The organism is Falsiruegeria sp. JB4-1 (genome assembly GCF_055693495.1).
This window is the reverse complement of sequence record NZ_JBVFTZ010000001.1, coordinates 2,858,311-2,876,160: the sequence shown is the minus strand read 5'-3', so window position 1 is coordinate 2,876,160 and position 17,850 is coordinate 2,858,311. Positions and strand designations below refer to the sequence as shown.

Genomic DNA, 17,850 nt, shown 5'->3' with positions numbered 1-17,850 from the left:
ACAATAGCGCCCCAGGTTTCAGGGTGTTTTAGCGCGCTGAAGCTGGATTTTTTCGACCAGCTGAAGCCTCTCGCAGCCTGAGGATGTTCCAACTGTGGAAGTGGTTTGGAACTTGGTTTTCGGTATCAATCTTTGAAATGCGATCGGATGTAGTCCCAGGCATCGACTTTTGACCCATCGGACAAAATGCAGATCCCAACGGAATTGCCGCTTTCATCTTTGCTCAATTGATATGTGCCACCGTTTTCAACGCAAAATGTTGCGGCAGGATTGGCCAGGGACGTTTTTGTATCTGCGGCCAAAAGGGGGCGGAAGGCAGAGCCGCAAACACAAACAACGTTGTCAATATAGGTTTCATTGCATTACCTCGGTTTGCTTTGGGTTTTGTTTAGCAGTTGAGCTGGGAACAAAGGTTGCATCACTTGTTCCAGTTTTCAACCACAGGCTACGCGGGGGAATTCCGCCGTTTGATAGGCTATTGATCTGTTTGACCTTGTTCCTGAATGCCGAGCAGCCTAGGACAGCGCCATGAGATGTTTGTTTCTTGGTGATGTAATGGGTCGCGCCGGACGTGCGGCTGTTCGGGACAACCTGCCGCGTCTGCGCGAGGACTGGCGGTTGGACTTTGTCGTGGTCAATGGTGAGAACGCGTCAAACGGTATGGGGCTGTCAGGAGATCACGCGAAACTGCTGCTTGATGCAGGGGCCGATTGCGTGACGCTGGGCGACCACGCGTTCGACCAAAAGGACATGTTGCAGTTCATCGAAAAGGAACCACGGCTCATTCGTCCGTTGAATTTTGCCAAGGGCGCCCCCGGCAAGGGGTACCGGCTGTTCAATGCACCGGGCGGTCGCAAGGTCCTGGTGCTGCAAGTTCTTGGTCAAGTCTTCATGAAGCGGCCCTTTGACGATCCTTTCTCGGCAGTTGAAGCCGTTCTAAAATCGCACCCGCGGGGCGGACTTGCCAATGCGATCATCGTGGATGTTCATTGCGAGGCGACGTCCGAAAAAATGGCAATGGGCCACTATTGCGATGGTCGGGCCAGCCTTGTTGTCGGAACGCACACTCACGTGCCTACTGCGGATGCCATGGTGTTGCCTGGGGGAACTGGTTACCTGAGCGATGCCGGCATGTGTGGAGACTACAATTCCGTCATCGGCATGGACAAGATGGAACCGTTGCGCCGATTTATTACGGGCATGCCCAAAGCGCGCTTCACACCTGCGACCGAAGAGGCAACGCTGTCTGGCGTCTTTGTCGAAACTGACGATCGCTCTGGGGCTGCCAAGTCGATAAGCATGGTCCGTGTGGGCGGTCGACTGCAGACCGCAATTCCTACTCTGTAATCCTGTCGGAACCCCCGCGTGTCGCCTGAATTTGGGGCAAACGTTCTGAATTGGTTCGTAATTGACGGAAAGGCGCAAACGCAGGCTTGCCCGAACCGTGGCAATCAGGGACAGTGGCCTTCGGTCTTTTTGTCAATGATGCCCGCTAGGCACCAAGGGAAACATGCAGCTAATCCAGCTTTCCGACACCGGATCCGCAATCTTGTCGTTGATCATCGTGGGCATCATGTTTGTGATGTTCCTGCGAGAGTCTTTTCCGACAGAAGTTGTTGCCATTGCAGGGGTTTCACTGATGCTGGTGACAGGGGTGTTGCCATACGATGCGGCCTTGCCAGTGCTGGCAAACCCCGCACCATGGACCATTGCTGCGATGTTCATCATCATGGGTGCTTTGGTGCGCACAGGTGCGCTGGATGCATTCACGTCGATTGCCCGCAAACAGACCGAAGTGAACCCCGGGTTCGCCATCGGGTTGCTGATGGCGTTTGTTGTGATCGCTTCTGCCTTTGTGTCCAACACTCCGGTGGTGGTGGTGATGATCCCTGTCTTTGTGCAGATCGCGCGCACGCTCGATATGCCTGCCTCGAAGTTACTGATTCCGTTGAGCTATGCCGCGATCATGGGCGGAACGCTGACCTTGATCGGAACATCGACCAACCTTTTGGTCGACGGTGTGGCACGGGCACAGGGAATGGAGGCTTTTTCGATCTTCGAAGTAACCCCCTGGGATTGGCGGTCGTTGTCTACGGAATGCTCTATTTGCGGTTCATTGCACCGAAATTGCTGCCCGAGCGGGACAGTATGGCGACGCTTCTTTCTGACAAGTCCAAGATGAAGTTCTTTACCGAGGCCGTTATCCCACCCGACAGCAACTTGATCGGACGCGAAGTGACGGGCGTGCAACTGTTCAAACGTCCCGGGGTGCGTTTGATTGACGTGGTTCGCGGAGATACCTCGCTGCGTCGGAACCTCAAAGGGGTCGAGTTGCAGTTGGGCGACCGGGTTGTTCTGCGCACACGGATGACGGAACTCCTAAGTCTGCAAAGCAACAAGGAACTCAAGCGGGTAGATCAGGTATCTGCAGTGGAAACTTCGACCGTTGAGGTGTTGATCACGCCGGGCTGCAAGATGGTTGGACGATCGCTGGGCAATTTGCGACTGCGGCGCCGGTATGGTGTCTATGTTCTGGCTGTGCATCGCCGCAACCAGAACATTGGCCGACAGCTGGATGATCTGGTGGTACGCGTAGGCGACACCCTTCTGCTCGAGGGGGCGCCTGCAGATATCCAAAGGTTGGCGGTGGACATGGATATGGTCGACGTATCCCAACCTTCGGATCGTGCGTACAGGCGAAGCCACGCACCGATTGCCGTTGCCTCTCTGGTCGGGATCGTCGCGTTGGCTGCGCTGGGCGTTGCACCGATCCTGATGCTTTCGATAATGGCGGTCGCCCTTGTGCTGGTCACGCGCTGCATCGACGCGGACGAAGCCTTCTCTTTCGTCGACGGACGCTTGCTGGCGCTCATCTTTTCGATGCTGGCAATCGGGGCCGCTTTGCAAAGTTCAGGTGCGGTCAGCCTAATCGTTGATGCGCTTGCCCCTTACCTGGAGCAGGTTCCCCCGTTCCTGATTGTGTGGGCAATCTATCTCCTGACGTCGGTTTTGACCGAGTTGGTTTCGAATAACGCGGTTGCCGTCGTTGTGACGCCTATTGCTATTGGCTTGGCTCAGGCAATGGGAATTGATCCCAGACCCTTGGTTGTGGCGGTCATGGTTGCGGCTTCGGCGTCGTTTGCAACCCCCATCGGATACCAAACAAACATGCTGGTTTATGGTCCGGGTGGATACCGTTTTACGGACTTCATGAAAGTAGGCATTCCTCTGAACCTGACCGTGGGTTTGCTGGCCTCGGCCCTAATCCCGCTAATCTGGCCGTTGTAAGGCCTGCGGGGAACGGTCTGTTTCCGCGCATCTGCCAAGGCTTGACTTGAAACGTCAAATTGCGCTCCGATCTGAGTATTCATGAATGAATTCGGATGGAATGAGATGATGGTAGGTAAGATATTTGCAAGCGCGGCGCTGTGTGCTGCTATTGGTACAGGTGCCGTGGCCGGGACACTCAACGGCACAGCCAGCTATCGCGAACGTATTGCCCTGCCTCCGGGCGCGGTGCTGAATGTTCAATTGGTGGACATCTCGCGTCAGGACGTGGAAGCGACGGTTCTATCCAGCAAGCGCTATGCCATGACCGGAGTACCAACATCCTTTTCGCTCGAATATGACGATGCGCTGATCAACGAAGCCATGAGCTATGCCGTTCAGGCGTCGGTTTTTCTGGATGGCAAGTTGTTGTTCACCAACGATACCGTTCATCCGGTTCTGACACGTGGTGCAGGCAATTCGGCAGAGGTCGTGATGATCAAAGTGAGCAAGGATGTTGAAACCGGATTGGAGAACACTCAATGGCGGTTGACTGAATTGCGTGGCAAGGTGCTGACAACCGAAAAACGCCCCGGCATTCAGTTTGCTGAAGCGGGCTCATTTGGGGCCAAGGGGGTGCAACAACTTTACCGGCAAGGCTGACATTTCGGGCAATGACATCGATTTCCCTGATAATATGGCCGGAACCCTGATGGCCTGCCCGCCGCCATACGACAAGCTTGAGAAGGAATTCCTGAGCGCCTTGGCCGAGGTTTCCGGGTTTGTTCGAAACGGCGATTTATTGGCTTTGACCAACGACTCGGGTGTCACAGTCATGCGCTTTAATCTGGGGTCGTAAAGCCTTTTCCAAAAACGGTAAATCGGGATAGCCTCGACCGGGGGCTCAAAAGGGGGATGCATGACGGGTCGGGACTTTCGCACTGCGATAATGATCGTGGCAGCCGTTGTATTTGTCGGCTGGGCGATTGGCTACGGCATCGGTGTGTTGACCAAGCCGACCACCGTGGTGGAACCAGTACCTCCGACGCAACCGTTAAAGGCCGAGCATCGCAAACGCCCGACCAAGATCACCACAGCCGATGGGGTGCAGTTACCCGGCTACAGTGATCTCTATGTCAATGACTACGTGGATCTGCTCTCGGATGAAGCCGAGCAGCGCATCCAAGCTAAATTCGAAGAGTTGTATGATCGTACCGGGGTCGAGATGACTCTGCTGACCATTCAGGACATGGCGTTTTATGGGCATTCTGGCGACATTCGGTCATTTGCCACAACGACGTTCAATGAATGGGGCGTGGGCAATGCCACCCGCAACGATGGGGTTTTGATCCTGATCTCGCGCTATGACCGCGAGATGTGGATCGCTTTGGGCGATGGTTATGACAGCAGCTGGGACGCGCGGATGCAGAGCGTCGTGGATCAGGGCTTTTTGCCGTGGTTCCGGGCCGATCAATATGAGGCGGGCCTGGAAAAGGGCACGGATGAGACTGTGCGCGAAGTGTCCGGCGTCTATCCCGGGCAGTGGGACGCCGGTTCGTTTCAGCAGGGGATCACATGGCTATGGCGCAAGATCCAAGCGATTGGCCATGGGCTCTTGGCGTTGGTGCTGGTTCCACTGGGCGGCTTTGTCTGGTGGCTTCGGAAATACCTGCGCAATCGCCCACGTCCGTGCGAACAATGCAAGACGTTGATGGAGCGCGCAGGCGAAGAGGCAGAGGACGCGCATCTGGACGGCGGTCAACAGCTTGAAGAATATCTGAAATCCGTCGACTACGACGTGTGGCACTGCCGGTCTTGCGGGCACATGGACATCAACCGCTATCGCAGCTGGTTCTCGGGCTATGGCGCCTGTCCACAGTGCAACTATCGCACGCTGTCCACCACCAGCACAGTGCTGAGTGCTGCAACCAAGTCCAGCACCGGCCGTAAGCGGGTGGACTATGATTGCAAGCACTGTGGCCACCACGACAGCGAAATCCGCACCATCCCGAAACTGTCCGACAGTTCCAGCTCTGGCGGTTCAAGCCGGTCAAGTTTTGGCGGCGGGTCCTCCTCCGGCGGTGGCGCCGGAGGGAGCTGGTAAGCCTACGCGATGGCGCGGGAGCGGCCTGCGTTTCTCCCCGAGAAGATGCAGCCACCCAGGAACGTGCCTTCCAAAGCGTTGTAGCCGTGGTAACCTCCACCACCAAAGCCAGCGACTTCACCAGCGGCGAAGAGGCCTGGAACGACTTGGCCGTCAGCCCCCAGCATCTGGCTGTCCAGGTTGGTCTGAAGACCACCAAGCGTCTTGCGGGTCAGGATGTGCAGCTTGACTGCAATCAAGGGGCCATTGTTGGGGTCAAGGAACTTGTGTGGCTTGGCGGTGCGGATCAGCTTGTCGCCGCGATAGTTGCGGGCAGCATGAATGGCCATGACCTGCGCGTCTTTGCTAAATGGGTTGTCCATCTGCGCATCGCGGGCCTCGATCTGAGAACGCAGGTGATCCTCGTTGATCAGATCACCCCCCAATTGGTTCATGCCACGCACCAGATCGCCCAAAGTATTGGCGACCACGAAATCCTCGCCCTTTTCCTTGAACGCCTCGACCGGGTCGGTGGCTCTTTTACCTGACAGGATGCGCTGGCGGATGACCTCGGACCATTTGGCCGAGGTGAAATCAGGGTTTTGCTCGGAGCCCGACAGAGCGAATTCCTTTTTGATCACCTTCTGGGTCAGCACGAACCAGCTGTATTCATAGCCCGTTTTCAGGATCTCTTTGAGGGTGGTCAGCGTGTCAAAACCGGGCAAGCAGGGCGGCTCCAGCCGGTTTCCAGTGGCGTCGAACCACATCGAGCTGGGACCCGGCAGGATGCGGATACCATGGCTGGGCCAGATCGGATCCCAGTTTTTGACACCTTCGGTGTAATGCCACATGCGGTCACCGTTGATCACATGACCGTCGGCCTTTTCGCTGATCGCGATCATGCGGCCATCGACGTGAAACGGCACGCCCGCGACCATCTCATTTGGCGGCTCGCCCAGCCGATCACGTGGCCAGGATTTGCGGACCAATTCGAAATTGCCACCGATGCCGCCGGATGTGACGATGACCGAGGGGGCGTAGACCTCGAACTCGCCCACCTCATCGCGGTTGGTTTTCTGACCACGCTCGGCACCGTCATCCGACAGAACCTCACCGGAAACACCACTGGCCGCACCGTTTTGCATGATGATGTGGCTGGCCTGATGGCGAAAGCGCAAGTCGATCAGCCCGGCGCGTGCATGTTCGCGCACACGCCGTTCAAATTGTTCAATCACACCGGGTCCGGTGCCCCATGTGAGGTGAAAACGAGGGACCGAATTGCCGTGGCCATTGGCATAAGACCCCCCACGCTCTGCCCACCCAACAACCGGGAACCAGCGCAGGCCCATCTCATGCAGCCAGGGGCGCATCTCTCCGGCGGCGAATTCCACATAAGCCTCGGCCCATTTGCGGGGCCATTCATCCTCGGCCCGGTCGAACTGCGCGCTGCCCATCCAATCGCGCAAGGCTAGGTCGGCGTTGTCGCGGATGCCCATGCGGCGTTGTTCGGGCGTATCGACCATGAAAAGGCCACCCAGAGACCAGAAGGCCTGTCCGCCGAGGAACCGCTCAGGTTCTTGATCCAGCAGGATGACCTTTTTGCCCCGATCTCCCAGCTCTGCGGCGGCGGCCAACCCGGCCAGCCCCCCGCCCACGATGATGGCATCTGCGGTGTTGGTGGTCATGGATCAGGCTCCTTTAGCGGTTACGAAACCAGAGGATGAATGGAAGGGAGACGAAATACATCGTGATCCCATAGACTGCGGCGGGCAGGGCCAATGGGCTGAGCCCTGTGGTGGTTGCGGTGATCAACGCGGCGAGCGTGATCCCGAGCGCGGAATTCTGGACGCCGGTTTCGATGGCAATGGTTTTGGTTTCGGTCCAGCTGAGGCCCGCGATGCGGGACAGTCCCAGTCCCATCAGCAGAAGGATCACGTTGAGCGATATCAGACCCGCCCCCATGATGCCCAGATTGTCGATGAAGAGCTGCCAGTTTCCGGCCAGCGCTGCGATCACAATCAAAACAAACAGCACTGTTGCGATTTTTGACAGCGGCCCGTCGATTGCCAGGGCCGTGTTGCGGGCGAAATGGCGCAGGGTCACGCCGATCGCCACGGGCAAAGTGGTGATCAGGAACATGGCGATGGCCAGTCCGGTGATTGACACCTCAGGCGCGGCCTCGCCCATGAAATGGGTGACCGACCAAGCCGCGAGCACTGGCACAGTCAGCATAGACAACAGGCTAATCACGGCCGTCAGTGTAACGGACAGCGCCACATCGCCGTTGGCCAGTTTCGACAGGATGTTGCTGGTCACGCCGCCGGGACAGAAGCTGAGCAGCATGAAACCCACGGCGATCTCGGGTGGAAAGGCAAAGGTGGTGACCAGGGCAAAGGTAACGATGGGTAGCAGCACCACCTGACTGAGCGCGCCAATGGCAAAAGGAAACCGACGCGTCAGTACACGTTTGAAATCAGCCACCTCGAGCCCGATGCCCAGCGACAGCATGATGACCGCCAATGACAGCGGCAGACCCACGTTGATGAGAAAATCCAATACCACCCCTCCCAAGGTCGTTTTGGCCAGCCTATGCGGGGGAAGATAGTTTGGGCAATGGGGTGTGCCGTTAGGTTACGTACCTAGCCATAGCGTGCAACAAACCGTTTCAGGATCTTGCCCGGCTCTGTCACGTCCGCGCTGTGGCAGGCGACGATCAGGGAATCGGCGTCCTCAGGCGGGAAATAGCCGTGGTTGCGGTAGATGTTGATGCGCTGCTCAAAGTCAGCCGCGTCTGCTTCGGGATGGAACTGAGTGGCATAGACGTTCTGACCCCAGCGGACCATTTGAATCGGGCAGGGGGCTGAGGCCACCAGGTGCGCGCACCCCTCGGGCAGGCTCTGTACCGCTTCCTTGTGGCCGACATAGGCGTCGAACACCGGCTTGAGGCCAGCGGTTAGGGGATCGGCCTCACCTTCGGGCGTCAGGGAACAGAGCGACGGGCCAACCGGTTCGCCATATTGCGCCTTGGACACATCGCCGTTCAGGTGGGTCGCCAAGATGCCCAGCCCGTAGCAACAGCCCATGAACGGATGATCCAGCGCGGTGATCTGCGGCATCAGCGACAGAGCCGCGGCCTCGACCCGTGCGTCCAGTTCGGATTTGGTGGCCGGGTCATCGCTGACGCAGCCGGGACCGCCACCGACGATGACACCGGCATAGTCGGTGACGTTCAGGTCCGCTGGCAGGTCTTCGCAATCCAGCCGAACGCGGACGGCGCGGTCAGGTGTCAGGCCCGTCTGTTTGAGGATCGAGTTGAACTCGGCATCCGAGGCATCGATTTCAGGGCGAAGCTGCAGGATCAGGAACGGTTTCATGGGGCCGGATTACCCGTGCCGTGGGGCAGGGGCAAGCGGCCCCATTGCCGCGCTAAGGGTTCTTGATCGCTGAATGATCGACATAGTCCCATTCCAGCCCCTCGTTTCGATAGATGCGCTTGCCCTTATTGGGGTAGTCGCCCACGTCATGCGCCAGCCGCTGCCCGATCACCAACACGCGCAGCAGGTCTGGCCCATCGTTGCGCAGCCCGTGCGCATGCCCGCCCTTGCGGTAGCCGATGAAGTCGCCCGCGCTTACAGTCTGCTCTTGACCGTCTATGATCGAGACCGCCTGACCTGACAGAATATAGACGCATTCATCCTCGAAATGATGCACGTGGTACTCGGTGGTGTCTCGACCCGGTTCGACCTCGATGACGTGTACGCCGATACCGGTCAGGCCAGTGGCGTCGCCCGGGGATTTGTTGATCCGTTGGGCGTTGGGGTTCAGGAAATGGGTCTTGGCAGTGCCTTCCATCGCGGCGATGGCTTGGGCGGTCAGCAGGTAACCGTCGTGGCTCATGGGGTTCCTTTCCGGGGGTTACATCGGCCAGAAGACCAGAATGGACGGGATGGAGACGGCGACAATCAACACCTCAAGCGGCAGGCCCATGCGCCAATAGTCGCCAAACTGGTATCCGCCGGGGCCCGGGATCAGCGTGTTGTTCTTGTGTCCGATAGGGGTGAGGAAGGCGGCCGAGGCCGCCACCGCGACCGCCATCAGAAACGGATCGGGGGAGACGTCAAGCGTGTTGGCCATCTGGATGCCGACCGGCGCGGCCACGATGGTGGTGGCAGTGTTGTTGAGCACATCCGACAGGGTCATTGTCACAACCATCAACACTGTCAAAATCGCCCAGGCAGGCAAGCCATTGGTCAGAGAGATCAGGCTGCCCGCAATCAACTCGGTCCCGCCTGAGCTTTCCAGTGCGGCGCCCAACGGGATCATCGACCCCAGCAGAACGACGACGGGCCATTCGATGTGATCATAGATCTCGGAAATGGGCAGGATCTTGGTCAGGACATAGCCCACGACCACCAACCCCAGGGCAATTGGCAGGTAAAGAAGGCCGACAGAGGCCGCCAATACGGCAGCGGCAAAGAGCCCGATGGCGAGCCAGACCTTTTCGTTGGCTGTCACGTTCAGGCCGCGTTCGGCCAAAGGCAGACAGTTCAGCCAGTCGGTAACATCCGGGCCGCGGTCACGGGGGACCATCAACAGCAGAATGTCACCCGCTTCAACTTCTGTCTTGCGAACCTGTTTGGTGATCCGCTTGCCCTGACGCGAGATGCCCATCAGGACGGTGCTTTGCCGCCACGCCAGCCCGATGGATTGCGAAGTCTTGCCGGTGATCCGGCTGTGCTCGGTCGCGACCACCTCGATCACTTCAAGACCGTCACCAGCTGCCTTCAGCACCTCCTGTCGGCGGCTGTCGGAAAAGTCCAGGTTTAGGGCGGTACGAAATTCATCGAGCGCTTCTGGCGCAGCCTCCAGCACCAGCGCATCGCCTGAGCGCAGGATTGCATTTGCAGCGCGGCCATAGCGGCGTTTTCCGTCACGGATCAGGCCCAGAATGGCGACATCGGTTTTTTCAGCAGCCTCGTCCAACTCGGCCAGACGTTTGCCGATGTGGGGGCTGTCTTCCGGGACGGTTAGTTCGGCGATGTATTGCGCCAGCGCTTCGGTGTGTTCCTGATCGTCGCCGCGTGTCGGGATCAGGCGCCAGCCGATCAGGGCGACAAAGATCAGGCCCGCAATGGCCGCAATCCCGCCCACGGGGGCAAAGTCGAACATGGCAAAGGGTTCGCCGACAGCTTCTTGCCGGATCGAGGCGATGATGATGTTGGGAGGGGTGCCGATCAGCGTAGCCATGCCGCCCAGAATGGTGGCAAAACTCAGTGGCATCAGGCTGAGCCCCGGTGCTCGACCCGCTTTGCGCGCGGTTTGGATGTCGACGGGCATTAGCAAGGCTAAGGCGGCTACGTTGTTCATGAAAGCCGACAAAACCGCACCGATCCCGCCCATCAGCGCGATGTGCGAGCCAAGCCCTCGGGAAGCATCAACCAACGTGCGGGTGATCAGGAAAACCGCGCCGGACCGGACCAAACCGGCTGAGACGACGAGCACCAGCGCCACAACGATTGTGGCGGGGTGACCAAAGCCGGAAAAGGCGTCCGCTACGGGAACCACGCCCAATACCACGCCCAGCATCAGGGCTGTGAAGGCAACCAGATCGTATCGGAACCGCCCCCACAGAAGAAACGCGAACACCAAGCCAAAGAGTGAAAACAATATTATCTGATCAGTCGTCATGCCCGCACCCTAGCCGGTTCAACCCAAAGGTGCGACGGGGAATTCGCGCCACACCGGGTCAGGAAATCGTGACGCGGGGTCGCGAGAGATTAAAGTTGTCAAAGTGACAAGAATCACATTATTTCGTAAATTGTCTAATCGACAAGAAACAAAAAAGGCGACCACCATGGCACGTCCCAAGATGGAAATCGAACGCAAGGCGCAAATTTTGGATGCGTTGGAACGGATCGTGCTGCGCGATGGTTTGGCCAAGTTGACATTGGCCAAAGTGGCCGAAGAGGCGGGTTTGCCGCGCTCGCTGCTGCGGTATTTTGCGGGCAACAAGATCGACCTCGTGCTGCTGCTTTTTGACCGGATGATCGAACGAGGCGAGGCCAAACTGGAAGAACTGGAACAGGTCAAGCAGGGGAGTCTGAGCGCCCCACAATTGGTTGATCTTGTGCTAGGTGAATTGCTGGGCGACGAGGATCTGAGTCTGATGGTGGATGAGCTTTGGCCCTATGCCGCGCTGGACGATCGCATTCAGGAGCGGTTGCGCGGGCTCTATCAACGCCTGTGCCAAGAACTGTCCACCGTTATGGCGCAAGACGGCATCGGCCGCAGCGACCTGGACCGTGAACGTCGCGCATATGGCATCGTGTCCATGGGCTTTGGCGCCACGTTTTTTGCCGATATCGGCTTTATGCCGTCCGACCCCCAAGCGGTCCGCAAGGCCGCGCATCAGCTGTTGATGTCGGACGGACCCGACTGAAAAAACGGAGGAGACCCACATGAAATGGATCAAACGCGGGGCAGTTGCCATAGTGGCGCTGACCCTGATCGGCGGAGCTGTGTTTTGGGGCAAGATACAGGACGTGCGCGCCCTGATGGCCTATTCGGCGGTTTTTGAACCAGAGAACATCGACCAGAATTTCCGCACGCTCTATGAAGCCTACCCCTCGATCACCATCGAACGGGGTGGTCCCATGGCCGAGTTCGAAGTTGCGGAGCAGGCCGATGTTCTGCCTACGACATTCACTTATGACGGGCAGGACCTATCCACCCAAGAGCTGTTCGATGCCTTCCATTGGACCGGTCTGGCAGTGCTCAAGGACGGCAAGCTGATCCACGAGGCTTATGCCCGAGGCAACAGCGCCGAGACCAATCACATCGAAATGTCGGTGACAAAGTCGCTGACCTCGATCCTTGTGGGGGTGGCGCATGATGCGGGTGAGCTGGATGTGACTGCGCAGGTGACCAGCTATATCCCTGAACTGACGGACACCGGATATGATGGCGTGACCGTGCAACAGGTTCTCGATATGACTTCAGGCATTCGGTACGTCGAAGATTACGACGATCTGAACTCGGACATCGTGCAGACAGTGGTTGCGACCCTACGCGGCTCGCTGGATGAGTTTTCGACCACCATGGTGCGTCAGCGCGAGCCAGGAACGTTCAACCAATACGCCAGTATCGAAACCCAAGTGCTGGCCTGGGTGCTGCGCCGAGCGACTGGACAGGAATACGCAGAATTTTTCCACAACAAGTTGTGGGCCAAGATCGGGGCCGAAGCGGACGCACAGATGCTGGTAGACCAGATGGGAGAGCCAGTGGCGTTTGGCGGGGCCAACCTGCGCCTGCGTGATCTGGCGCGAGTGGGACAGATGGTTTTGAACGGTGGGGTGTCGATGACCGGCGAGCGGGTGGTGTCCGAGGCTTGGTTGCAACAATCCATAACCACGGACACGCCACAATCAAAGCCGGGGGACCATGCCGCCTCGGACTTTCCACTAGGCTACAAGAACCAGTGGTGGATTCCCGTTGATCGCGATGGTGGCGATTTCACGGCCATCGGCATCTATGGTCAGTTCCTCTACATCAACCCGGGCAGGGGCGTGGTGATTGCGATGAATTCGGCCTATCCCGAGTACAACGAAAAGCCCGAAACCGAGATGCAGATGGTGTCGGCCTTGCAGGCAATTGCCAAACATATAAGCCCGGACAGCTGATCAGAGCACCAAACGGGGTGTCGGATGCTTGAACCCGGCACCCAGCTTGTTTTATAGAAGCCTGCGAAACCATATTCTTGCAGGAGCACCACATGGCTAAGCCACTCAAAATGGGCAAATATTCAGCACCGCAAAGGCCGTCAGGACGCTTTGAGGTCCAAGCTGTTTTCCAAACTGTCCAAAGAGATCACCGTGGCCGCCAAAATGGGCGATCCGGACCCCGAGAAAAACCCGCGTTTGCGTCTGGCCGTGAAAGAGGCCAAATCGCAGTCGGTGCCCAAGGATGTGATCGACCGCGCGATCAAGAAATCCCAGGCGGGCGAGGGCGACGAATACGAAGAAATCCGTTATGAAGGCTATGGTCCGAGCGGCGTGGCCGTCATTGTCGAGGCGATGACCGACAACCGCAACCGCACCGCATCGACCGTGCGCTCGACGTTCTCGAAGAACGGCGGCAATCTCGGCGAGACCGGCTCCGTTGGCTTCATGTTCGACCGCAAGGGTGAGGTTGTTTACAATGCCGACGCGGGTGATGCGGACACCGTGTTTGAGGCCGCGATTGAAGCAGGTGCCGAAGACTGCGAAAGCTCGGAAGATGGCCACATCATCTATTGCGCCGACACCGATCTGAATGACGTGTCCAACGCGTTGGAAGCTGCGCTGGGCGAGTCGGACTCGACCAAACTGGTGTGGAAACCCACCACCACCACAGAGCTGGACCTGGAAGGCATGCAAAAGCTGATGAGGCTGATTGATGCTTTGGAGGACGACGATGACATTCAGCGTGTCACCGCCAACTTTGAAGCCTCGGACGAGGTGATGGAGCAGCTGTAAGTCTTTCTACAGATGCTGATCTTGCGCCTATCGCGACTTGATCGCGATAGGCGTTTTCATTTTCGAGTGACACTACGGCCCATCGCTTCATCAGAACGGCCTGCCGCCCCGGGTACTTGTCGGCCAAGACTTTCGGCTCCTGCACCCGCTCAGTCTAGATTAGTTGCAGGCGATACCGCTCGCGACTGGCGTGACAGCAGCGCACTATCAAAGCGCGGTTCAGCCTTGAAGCGAGTCCGGATCGGTTTTGAACTGGCGTCCAGTACAAAAGGGCGCAGTTCCCTGGGGATGGCTTGGGGCAGTTAGCCACCAAATCGCGGGTTGCCCAGGGGCAGGAACGGGTCCGCCTCGGAGGCGACCCATGTTGCGCCAAGGGCAGCGGCCTACAATTCGTCAGTGGTGGTATGACGTAGCCATCGCCCGATACGTAGCCCACGCCCGCTTTACTCGTGATTGGAATGCTCTGCGCATTCAGCTCGGCCATGTCGCGATAAAGAGAGCTGAGGGACAATTCCATCTCATCGGCCAATTCTCGTCCCGTGATCGGTGTCCGTGTTGATCGCAGGATCTGGATAATCTTGGGGCGTTTCATGTAAATCGACATCTTTACTCGCGAATTTGTGTCGGTCGATCAGCAGCCAATGAGACAGATCGGCGTGGGCTCGAGACGCCGGAACCATTTCAAGAACGGCAACTCGCTGGTTAAGGAGTTCACGAATGGGCGTCTGGACAGGGTTATACCGTCAAGTTGTCGGACAAGGTTCCTAAGCCGTTGCGCGTGGCCTCAGCCGATATTCGCATCACCCCCGTTGGGGGCAGGCGTGTGTGACATGGAAATTTGACTACTGTGTCAAATTCGGTCCTTTGGGATGGATAGTGCGGCAGACCTAGATGAAGATGATGATAGGCAGGATCATCGATGGGAACTTGAAAGGATTAGCCGATCAGGTCCCAGCGAACCGAGCTCAGACCTGATCACTTAGCAGCCAGTCGCGCAGCAGGTGGGCGCGGTCTGGGGCCGTTGCGTGAGTCTTGATGTAGAAATCCAAGGGCGCGGCGATGTCCTGTGGCAGCAGCGGCACCAGCGCGCCCGATTGCACAAGCGGCGCAGTCAGCGCATTCCACCCCAGTACTACGCCCATGTCATCCTGAGCCGCCTGCAAGGCGATGGTGTAGTTGTTGACCCGCAGCCCTTCGCCGATAGGGCCGTCATAGTCCAGCGCCGCGCACCATGTGCGCCAGTCCGTCCACCGCTCGTCCGGGGCATTCAGGTGGATCAGGGGGAGGTGGGCTAGATTTGCTAATGCAACCGTGGGGTTCTCGGCGGCGAATTCAGGGCTGGCGAGCGCGGCGATCCGGTCGCGAAACAATGGGCGGCAATCGCCACTGTCGCGGGTCATGTCACCGTAGTGGATGCTCAGATTGCACCCGGTCTGTGCATGATCCGTGTCCGAGATGTTTTGCGTGACTGCGATGTTGCCATGCCGTTTCCAGAACCGGGCCAGCCGGGGTGTCAGCCAGAGGGACGAGACCGCCGTTGTGGCGCCGATGGTCACGGCTCGCGTTTGACTGTCTTGCCGAAGCTGCGTCACAATTACTGATATCTGGTCAAATCCACGCTGAACGGCCAGTTGCAACATCTGCCCGGTCTCGGAGAGTTTCACCCCGCGTTGATGACGTTGGAACAGCCGCTGGCCCAGTTCTACCTCAAGCGCCTTGACCTGATGACTGATGGCGGCCGGTGTCACGTTCAACTCTTGTGCGGCGGATTTAAAGCTCTCGTGGCGGGCGGCTGCCTCAAAGCTGGAGAGCGTGCTCAGCGGGGGCAGATCATAGGGACGTTTTGGCATTTGTGTGCTTTCCCGCAGGGCTGTTTCGTGCATTTTTGCTCGATAATGACTTACTACAAGTAAGCCATGGTGAGAATTTTCGCAATTGTCAAACTGGCGCGACCTCGTGTTTCTGGTGGCACATGAATGGAGGAACCCCATGTCCGATGCCGCCCTGGCCCAACTCGACGACAGCCTGCGTGCTGAGCGCCAATCCTTTGACCGCATTCCGGTGATCGACGTTGCCGCTTTGGTGGATGGAAGCGACCCGGCAAGGGTCGCGAAAGATATCCGGTGGGCGCTGTCCAATGTGGGGTTCATGTATGTCAAGAACCACGGCGTTGAAGCCGAGACGGTTGAGGTCGCCTTTGCCCAGACCCGTGCGTTCTTTGACCTGCCTCTGGAGGAGAAGATGAAGCTGCACATCGGTAACTCGGGCGTGGCGATGCGGGGATATATCGAAGTGTTTGGCGAAAACACGGACCCGACTAAAACCAGGGATTTGAAAGAGTGTTTCGACCTTGGGCCGGAAACGCCAGGTGTCGATGTGCCGTTTTTTGGTGCCAATCAGTGGCCTGACGCGCTACCGGTGTTCCGGGATGCGGTCTATGGTTATCATGAAGAGATGAAGCGGCTGTCAGCCATCTTGTTGCGGGGCATCGCGCAGAGCCTGGATTTGATGCCAGATTTCTTCGAGGCCAAGATGCGCGACCCCATCAGCATTCAGCGACTGCTGCACTATCCGCCGCAGACAGGCAAGGTCGACGAAAGCGTGATGGGGATTGGCGCACATACGGATTACGGCAACCTGACCATCCTGGCGCAAGATGACGTGGGCGGGTTGCAGGTGATGAACCGCGACGGTGATTGGGTAGAAGGGCCGCCGATCCCCGGAACCTTTGTGATCAACATCGGCGATCTGGTGCAGCGTCTGACCAATGACGTGTACTTGGCCAACCTACACCGGGTTGTGAACACCAGCGGACGTGAGCGCTATTCGATCCCGTTTTTCATCGATGCGGATTATGAGGCGGAGTTCGCGCCGATACCGGGCTGTGTCTCGGCGAATAATCCTGCGCGGTACGAAGCGGTGACATGCGGCCGCCACAAGTTCGGGCGATTTGTCGACAGCTTTCCGCATTTGGCGGCGAAACATGGGTAGGGGGCTCTCCCGCCTTCGCGTCATGCCCTGACGGGCCCTCGCTCCGTTGGGCCGGGCGCCTCGCCTGCAGCGAGGCGCGGCACCGCAGAACGCTGATGTGTGAGGCTTGGCATAATGTTAGGGGGTGATGAGGCCCGCATCGCGCGCCTCTGCCTCGGTCAGATACCACAGGCCGATGCTGGGGGTGTCGAACATGACGTCCAGAAAGGACAGCTGCACTCCTTGGCTCTGAAACAAGGCTCGGTCTTTGTCTTGTTCCTGTTGCAGATCGATCTGTGGCAGAGCGGTGTCGAAGTTCAGCGCGTATTGGTGAAATCCCAGCTGAGCACCCTTTGCCAAGGAGCGCTTGTGACCGGCCACAAAGGGAAGGGTGCAAGCAGAAGTGCAATCGCCGACGGCTTGGGTATTCAGGTTGCGTTCGAGGATCAGATTGGCGAACCCTCGCGCCTCGTAGATGTGACCACCGGGACTGTGGAGGGTGACTTTTGCCAACTGCGGTGCTGCATCGGCAATGGCAGTGGCCCGGCGGGTCAGGCCAAAGGTGATCGCCCCTTGAAACATCAGCGTGGTGCCGTCCTGCGATAACTCCAACCGGTAGGTTGAGGCATGTTCGCGATCCATCCGCTCAGTGAATAGCTCCAATTCTGGCGGCGCATGCGTGTCGAGCGCCAGCCCCCACCACATTGCAGCCCCCAAACCGGCGATCACCAGCAGCGCCAGTTGACCACCCCAGACTGCAGCCAGGCCGCCGTGGGCGACCACGTGGGTGTCGGCGCTGCGTTGAAACCAGATGACCTGCCAGACAAAAACCGCGATATCCATCGCCAAAAGCGGGTAGAGGGCTAGCGCGGGCACCGTCAGGGATGATCCGAGTCCGGTCAAGGCACCTAAGATAAGCGCACGCGGCAAGGCGATCCACAGCCAGAAGACGTAAGGCAAAGAGGCAGAGGCCGGAACGAAGCGCATGGGGTTAACCATGCGCGGGAACCGCTTGCT

Annotated in this window: 16 protein-coding genes and 2 pseudogenes; 9 read left to right on the top strand and 9 right to left on the bottom strand. The window is 58.3% G+C overall.

Features of this window, described 5'->3' with window-relative positions; translation table 11 throughout:
• Nucleotides 1-125: 125 nt before the first annotated feature.
• Complete coding sequence (locus ACZ1HE_RS14680) at nt 126-302, bottom strand: putative hemolysin (protein ID WP_472621922.1); 177 nt, start codon at nt 300-302, stop codon at nt 126-128.
• 226 nt (nt 303-528) lie between these two features.
• On the opposite strand from ACZ1HE_RS14680, the gene ACZ1HE_RS14675 reads away from it, so the two are divergent.
• The 5 genes and pseudogenes from ACZ1HE_RS14675 (at nt 529) to ACZ1HE_RS14655 (ending at nt 5,371) form a co-directional block, all read left to right on the top strand.
• Nucleotides 529-1,347 (top strand): TIGR00282 family metallophosphoesterase, encoded by an 819-nt coding sequence (locus ACZ1HE_RS14675; RefSeq protein ID WP_472621920.1) that lies wholly within the window; start codon nt 529-531, stop codon nt 1,345-1,347.
• A 163-nt stretch (nt 1,348-1,510) separates the two neighbouring features.
• Nucleotides 1,511-3,288: pseudogene (locus tag ACZ1HE_RS14670) on the top strand (SLC13 family permease).
• 81 nt (nt 3,289-3,369) lie between these two features.
• Nucleotides 3,370-3,930, top strand: coding sequence for a YbaY family lipoprotein (locus ACZ1HE_RS14665; RefSeq protein ID WP_472621918.1), 561 nt, complete (start codon nt 3,370-3,372; stop codon nt 3,928-3,930).
• Nucleotides 3,872-4,126, top strand: a complete 255-nt coding sequence (locus ACZ1HE_RS14660) for an META domain-containing protein (protein WP_472621916.1) — start codon at nt 3,872-3,874, stop codon at nt 4,124-4,126. Before ACZ1HE_RS14665 ends, ACZ1HE_RS14660 begins: the two co-directional genes overlap by 59 nt.
• A gap of 60 nt (nt 4,127-4,186) precedes the next feature.
• Nucleotides 4,187-5,371 (top strand): TPM domain-containing protein, encoded by a 1,185-nt coding sequence (locus ACZ1HE_RS14655; RefSeq protein ID WP_472621914.1) that lies wholly within the window; start codon nt 4,187-4,189, stop codon nt 5,369-5,371.
• A 2-nt stretch (nt 5,372-5,373) separates the two neighbouring features.
• Here the strand turns inward: ACZ1HE_RS14655 and ACZ1HE_RS14650 are convergent, their stop codons facing one another.
• The 5 genes from ACZ1HE_RS14650 to ACZ1HE_RS14630 form a co-directional block, all read right to left on the bottom strand.
• The gene (locus tag ACZ1HE_RS14650; RefSeq protein WP_472621912.1) at nt 5,374-7,035 is read right to left on the bottom strand and encodes an FAD-binding dehydrogenase; all 1,662 of its coding nucleotides are present in this window, start codon (nt 7,033-7,035) and stop codon (nt 5,374-5,376) included.
• Nucleotides 7,036-7,048: 13 nt separating this feature from the next.
• A complete protein-coding gene (locus tag ACZ1HE_RS14645) occupies nt 7,049-7,912 on the bottom strand; it encodes a bile acid:sodium symporter family protein (RefSeq protein ID WP_472621910.1) in 864 nt (287 codons plus the stop codon).
• A gap of 77 nt (nt 7,913-7,989) precedes the next feature.
• The gene (locus ACZ1HE_RS14640; protein ID WP_472621908.1) at nt 7,990-8,724 is read right to left on the bottom strand and encodes a glutamine amidotransferase; all 735 of its coding nucleotides are present in this window, start codon (nt 8,722-8,724) and stop codon (nt 7,990-7,992) included.
• Nucleotides 8,725-8,776: 52 nt separating this feature from the next.
• Complete coding sequence (locus ACZ1HE_RS14635) at nt 8,777-9,247, bottom strand: cupin domain-containing protein (RefSeq protein WP_472621906.1); 471 nt, start codon at nt 9,245-9,247, stop codon at nt 8,777-8,779.
• 18 nt (nt 9,248-9,265) lie between these two features.
• Nucleotides 9,266-11,038, bottom strand: a complete 1,773-nt coding sequence (locus ACZ1HE_RS14630; RefSeq protein WP_472621904.1) for an SLC13 family permease — start codon at nt 11,036-11,038, stop codon at nt 9,266-9,268.
• Between the two features lie 166 nt (nt 11,039-11,204).
• Between ACZ1HE_RS14630 and ACZ1HE_RS14625 the strand changes: the two genes are divergently transcribed.
• The 3 genes and pseudogenes from ACZ1HE_RS14625 to ACZ1HE_RS14615 all read left to right on the top strand — a co-directional run.
• Nucleotides 11,205-11,789, top strand: coding sequence for a TetR/AcrR family transcriptional regulator (locus ACZ1HE_RS14625; RefSeq protein ID WP_472621902.1), 585 nt, complete (start codon nt 11,205-11,207; stop codon nt 11,787-11,789).
• Nucleotides 11,790-11,808: 19 nt separating this feature from the next.
• Nucleotides 11,809-13,029, top strand: coding sequence for a serine hydrolase domain-containing protein (locus ACZ1HE_RS14620; protein WP_472621900.1), 1,221 nt, complete (start codon nt 11,809-11,811; stop codon nt 13,027-13,029).
• A gap of 102 nt (nt 13,030-13,131) precedes the next feature.
• A pseudogene (locus ACZ1HE_RS14615) lies at nt 13,132-13,863 on the top strand (YebC/PmpR family DNA-binding transcriptional regulator); the annotation flags it as partial.
• A gap of 154 nt (nt 13,864-14,017) precedes the next feature.
• Here ACZ1HE_RS14615 and ACZ1HE_RS14610 read toward each other — a convergent pair.
• Entirely contained in the window at nt 14,018-14,455 is a 438-nt protein-coding gene (locus ACZ1HE_RS14610; RefSeq protein ID WP_472621898.1) for a helix-turn-helix domain-containing protein, read from the bottom strand.
• A 373-nt stretch (nt 14,456-14,828) separates the two neighbouring features.
• Nucleotides 14,829-15,713 (bottom strand): LysR substrate-binding domain-containing protein, encoded by an 885-nt coding sequence (locus ACZ1HE_RS14605; protein ID WP_472621896.1) that lies wholly within the window; start codon nt 15,711-15,713, stop codon nt 14,829-14,831.
• A 139-nt stretch (nt 15,714-15,852) separates the two neighbouring features.
• Here ACZ1HE_RS14605 and ACZ1HE_RS14600 point away from each other — a divergent pair, with 139 nt between their 5' ends.
• Nucleotides 15,853-16,854, top strand: coding sequence for an isopenicillin N synthase family dioxygenase (locus ACZ1HE_RS14600; protein ID WP_472621894.1), 1,002 nt, complete (start codon nt 15,853-15,855; stop codon nt 16,852-16,854).
• Between the two features lie 117 nt (nt 16,855-16,971).
• On the opposite strand, the gene ACZ1HE_RS14595 is transcribed toward ACZ1HE_RS14600, so the two are convergent.
• Nucleotides 16,972-17,820, bottom strand: coding sequence for a COG3904 family protein (locus ACZ1HE_RS14595; protein ID WP_472621892.1), 849 nt, complete (start codon nt 17,818-17,820; stop codon nt 16,972-16,974).
• Nucleotides 17,821-17,850 lie beyond the last annotated feature (30 nt).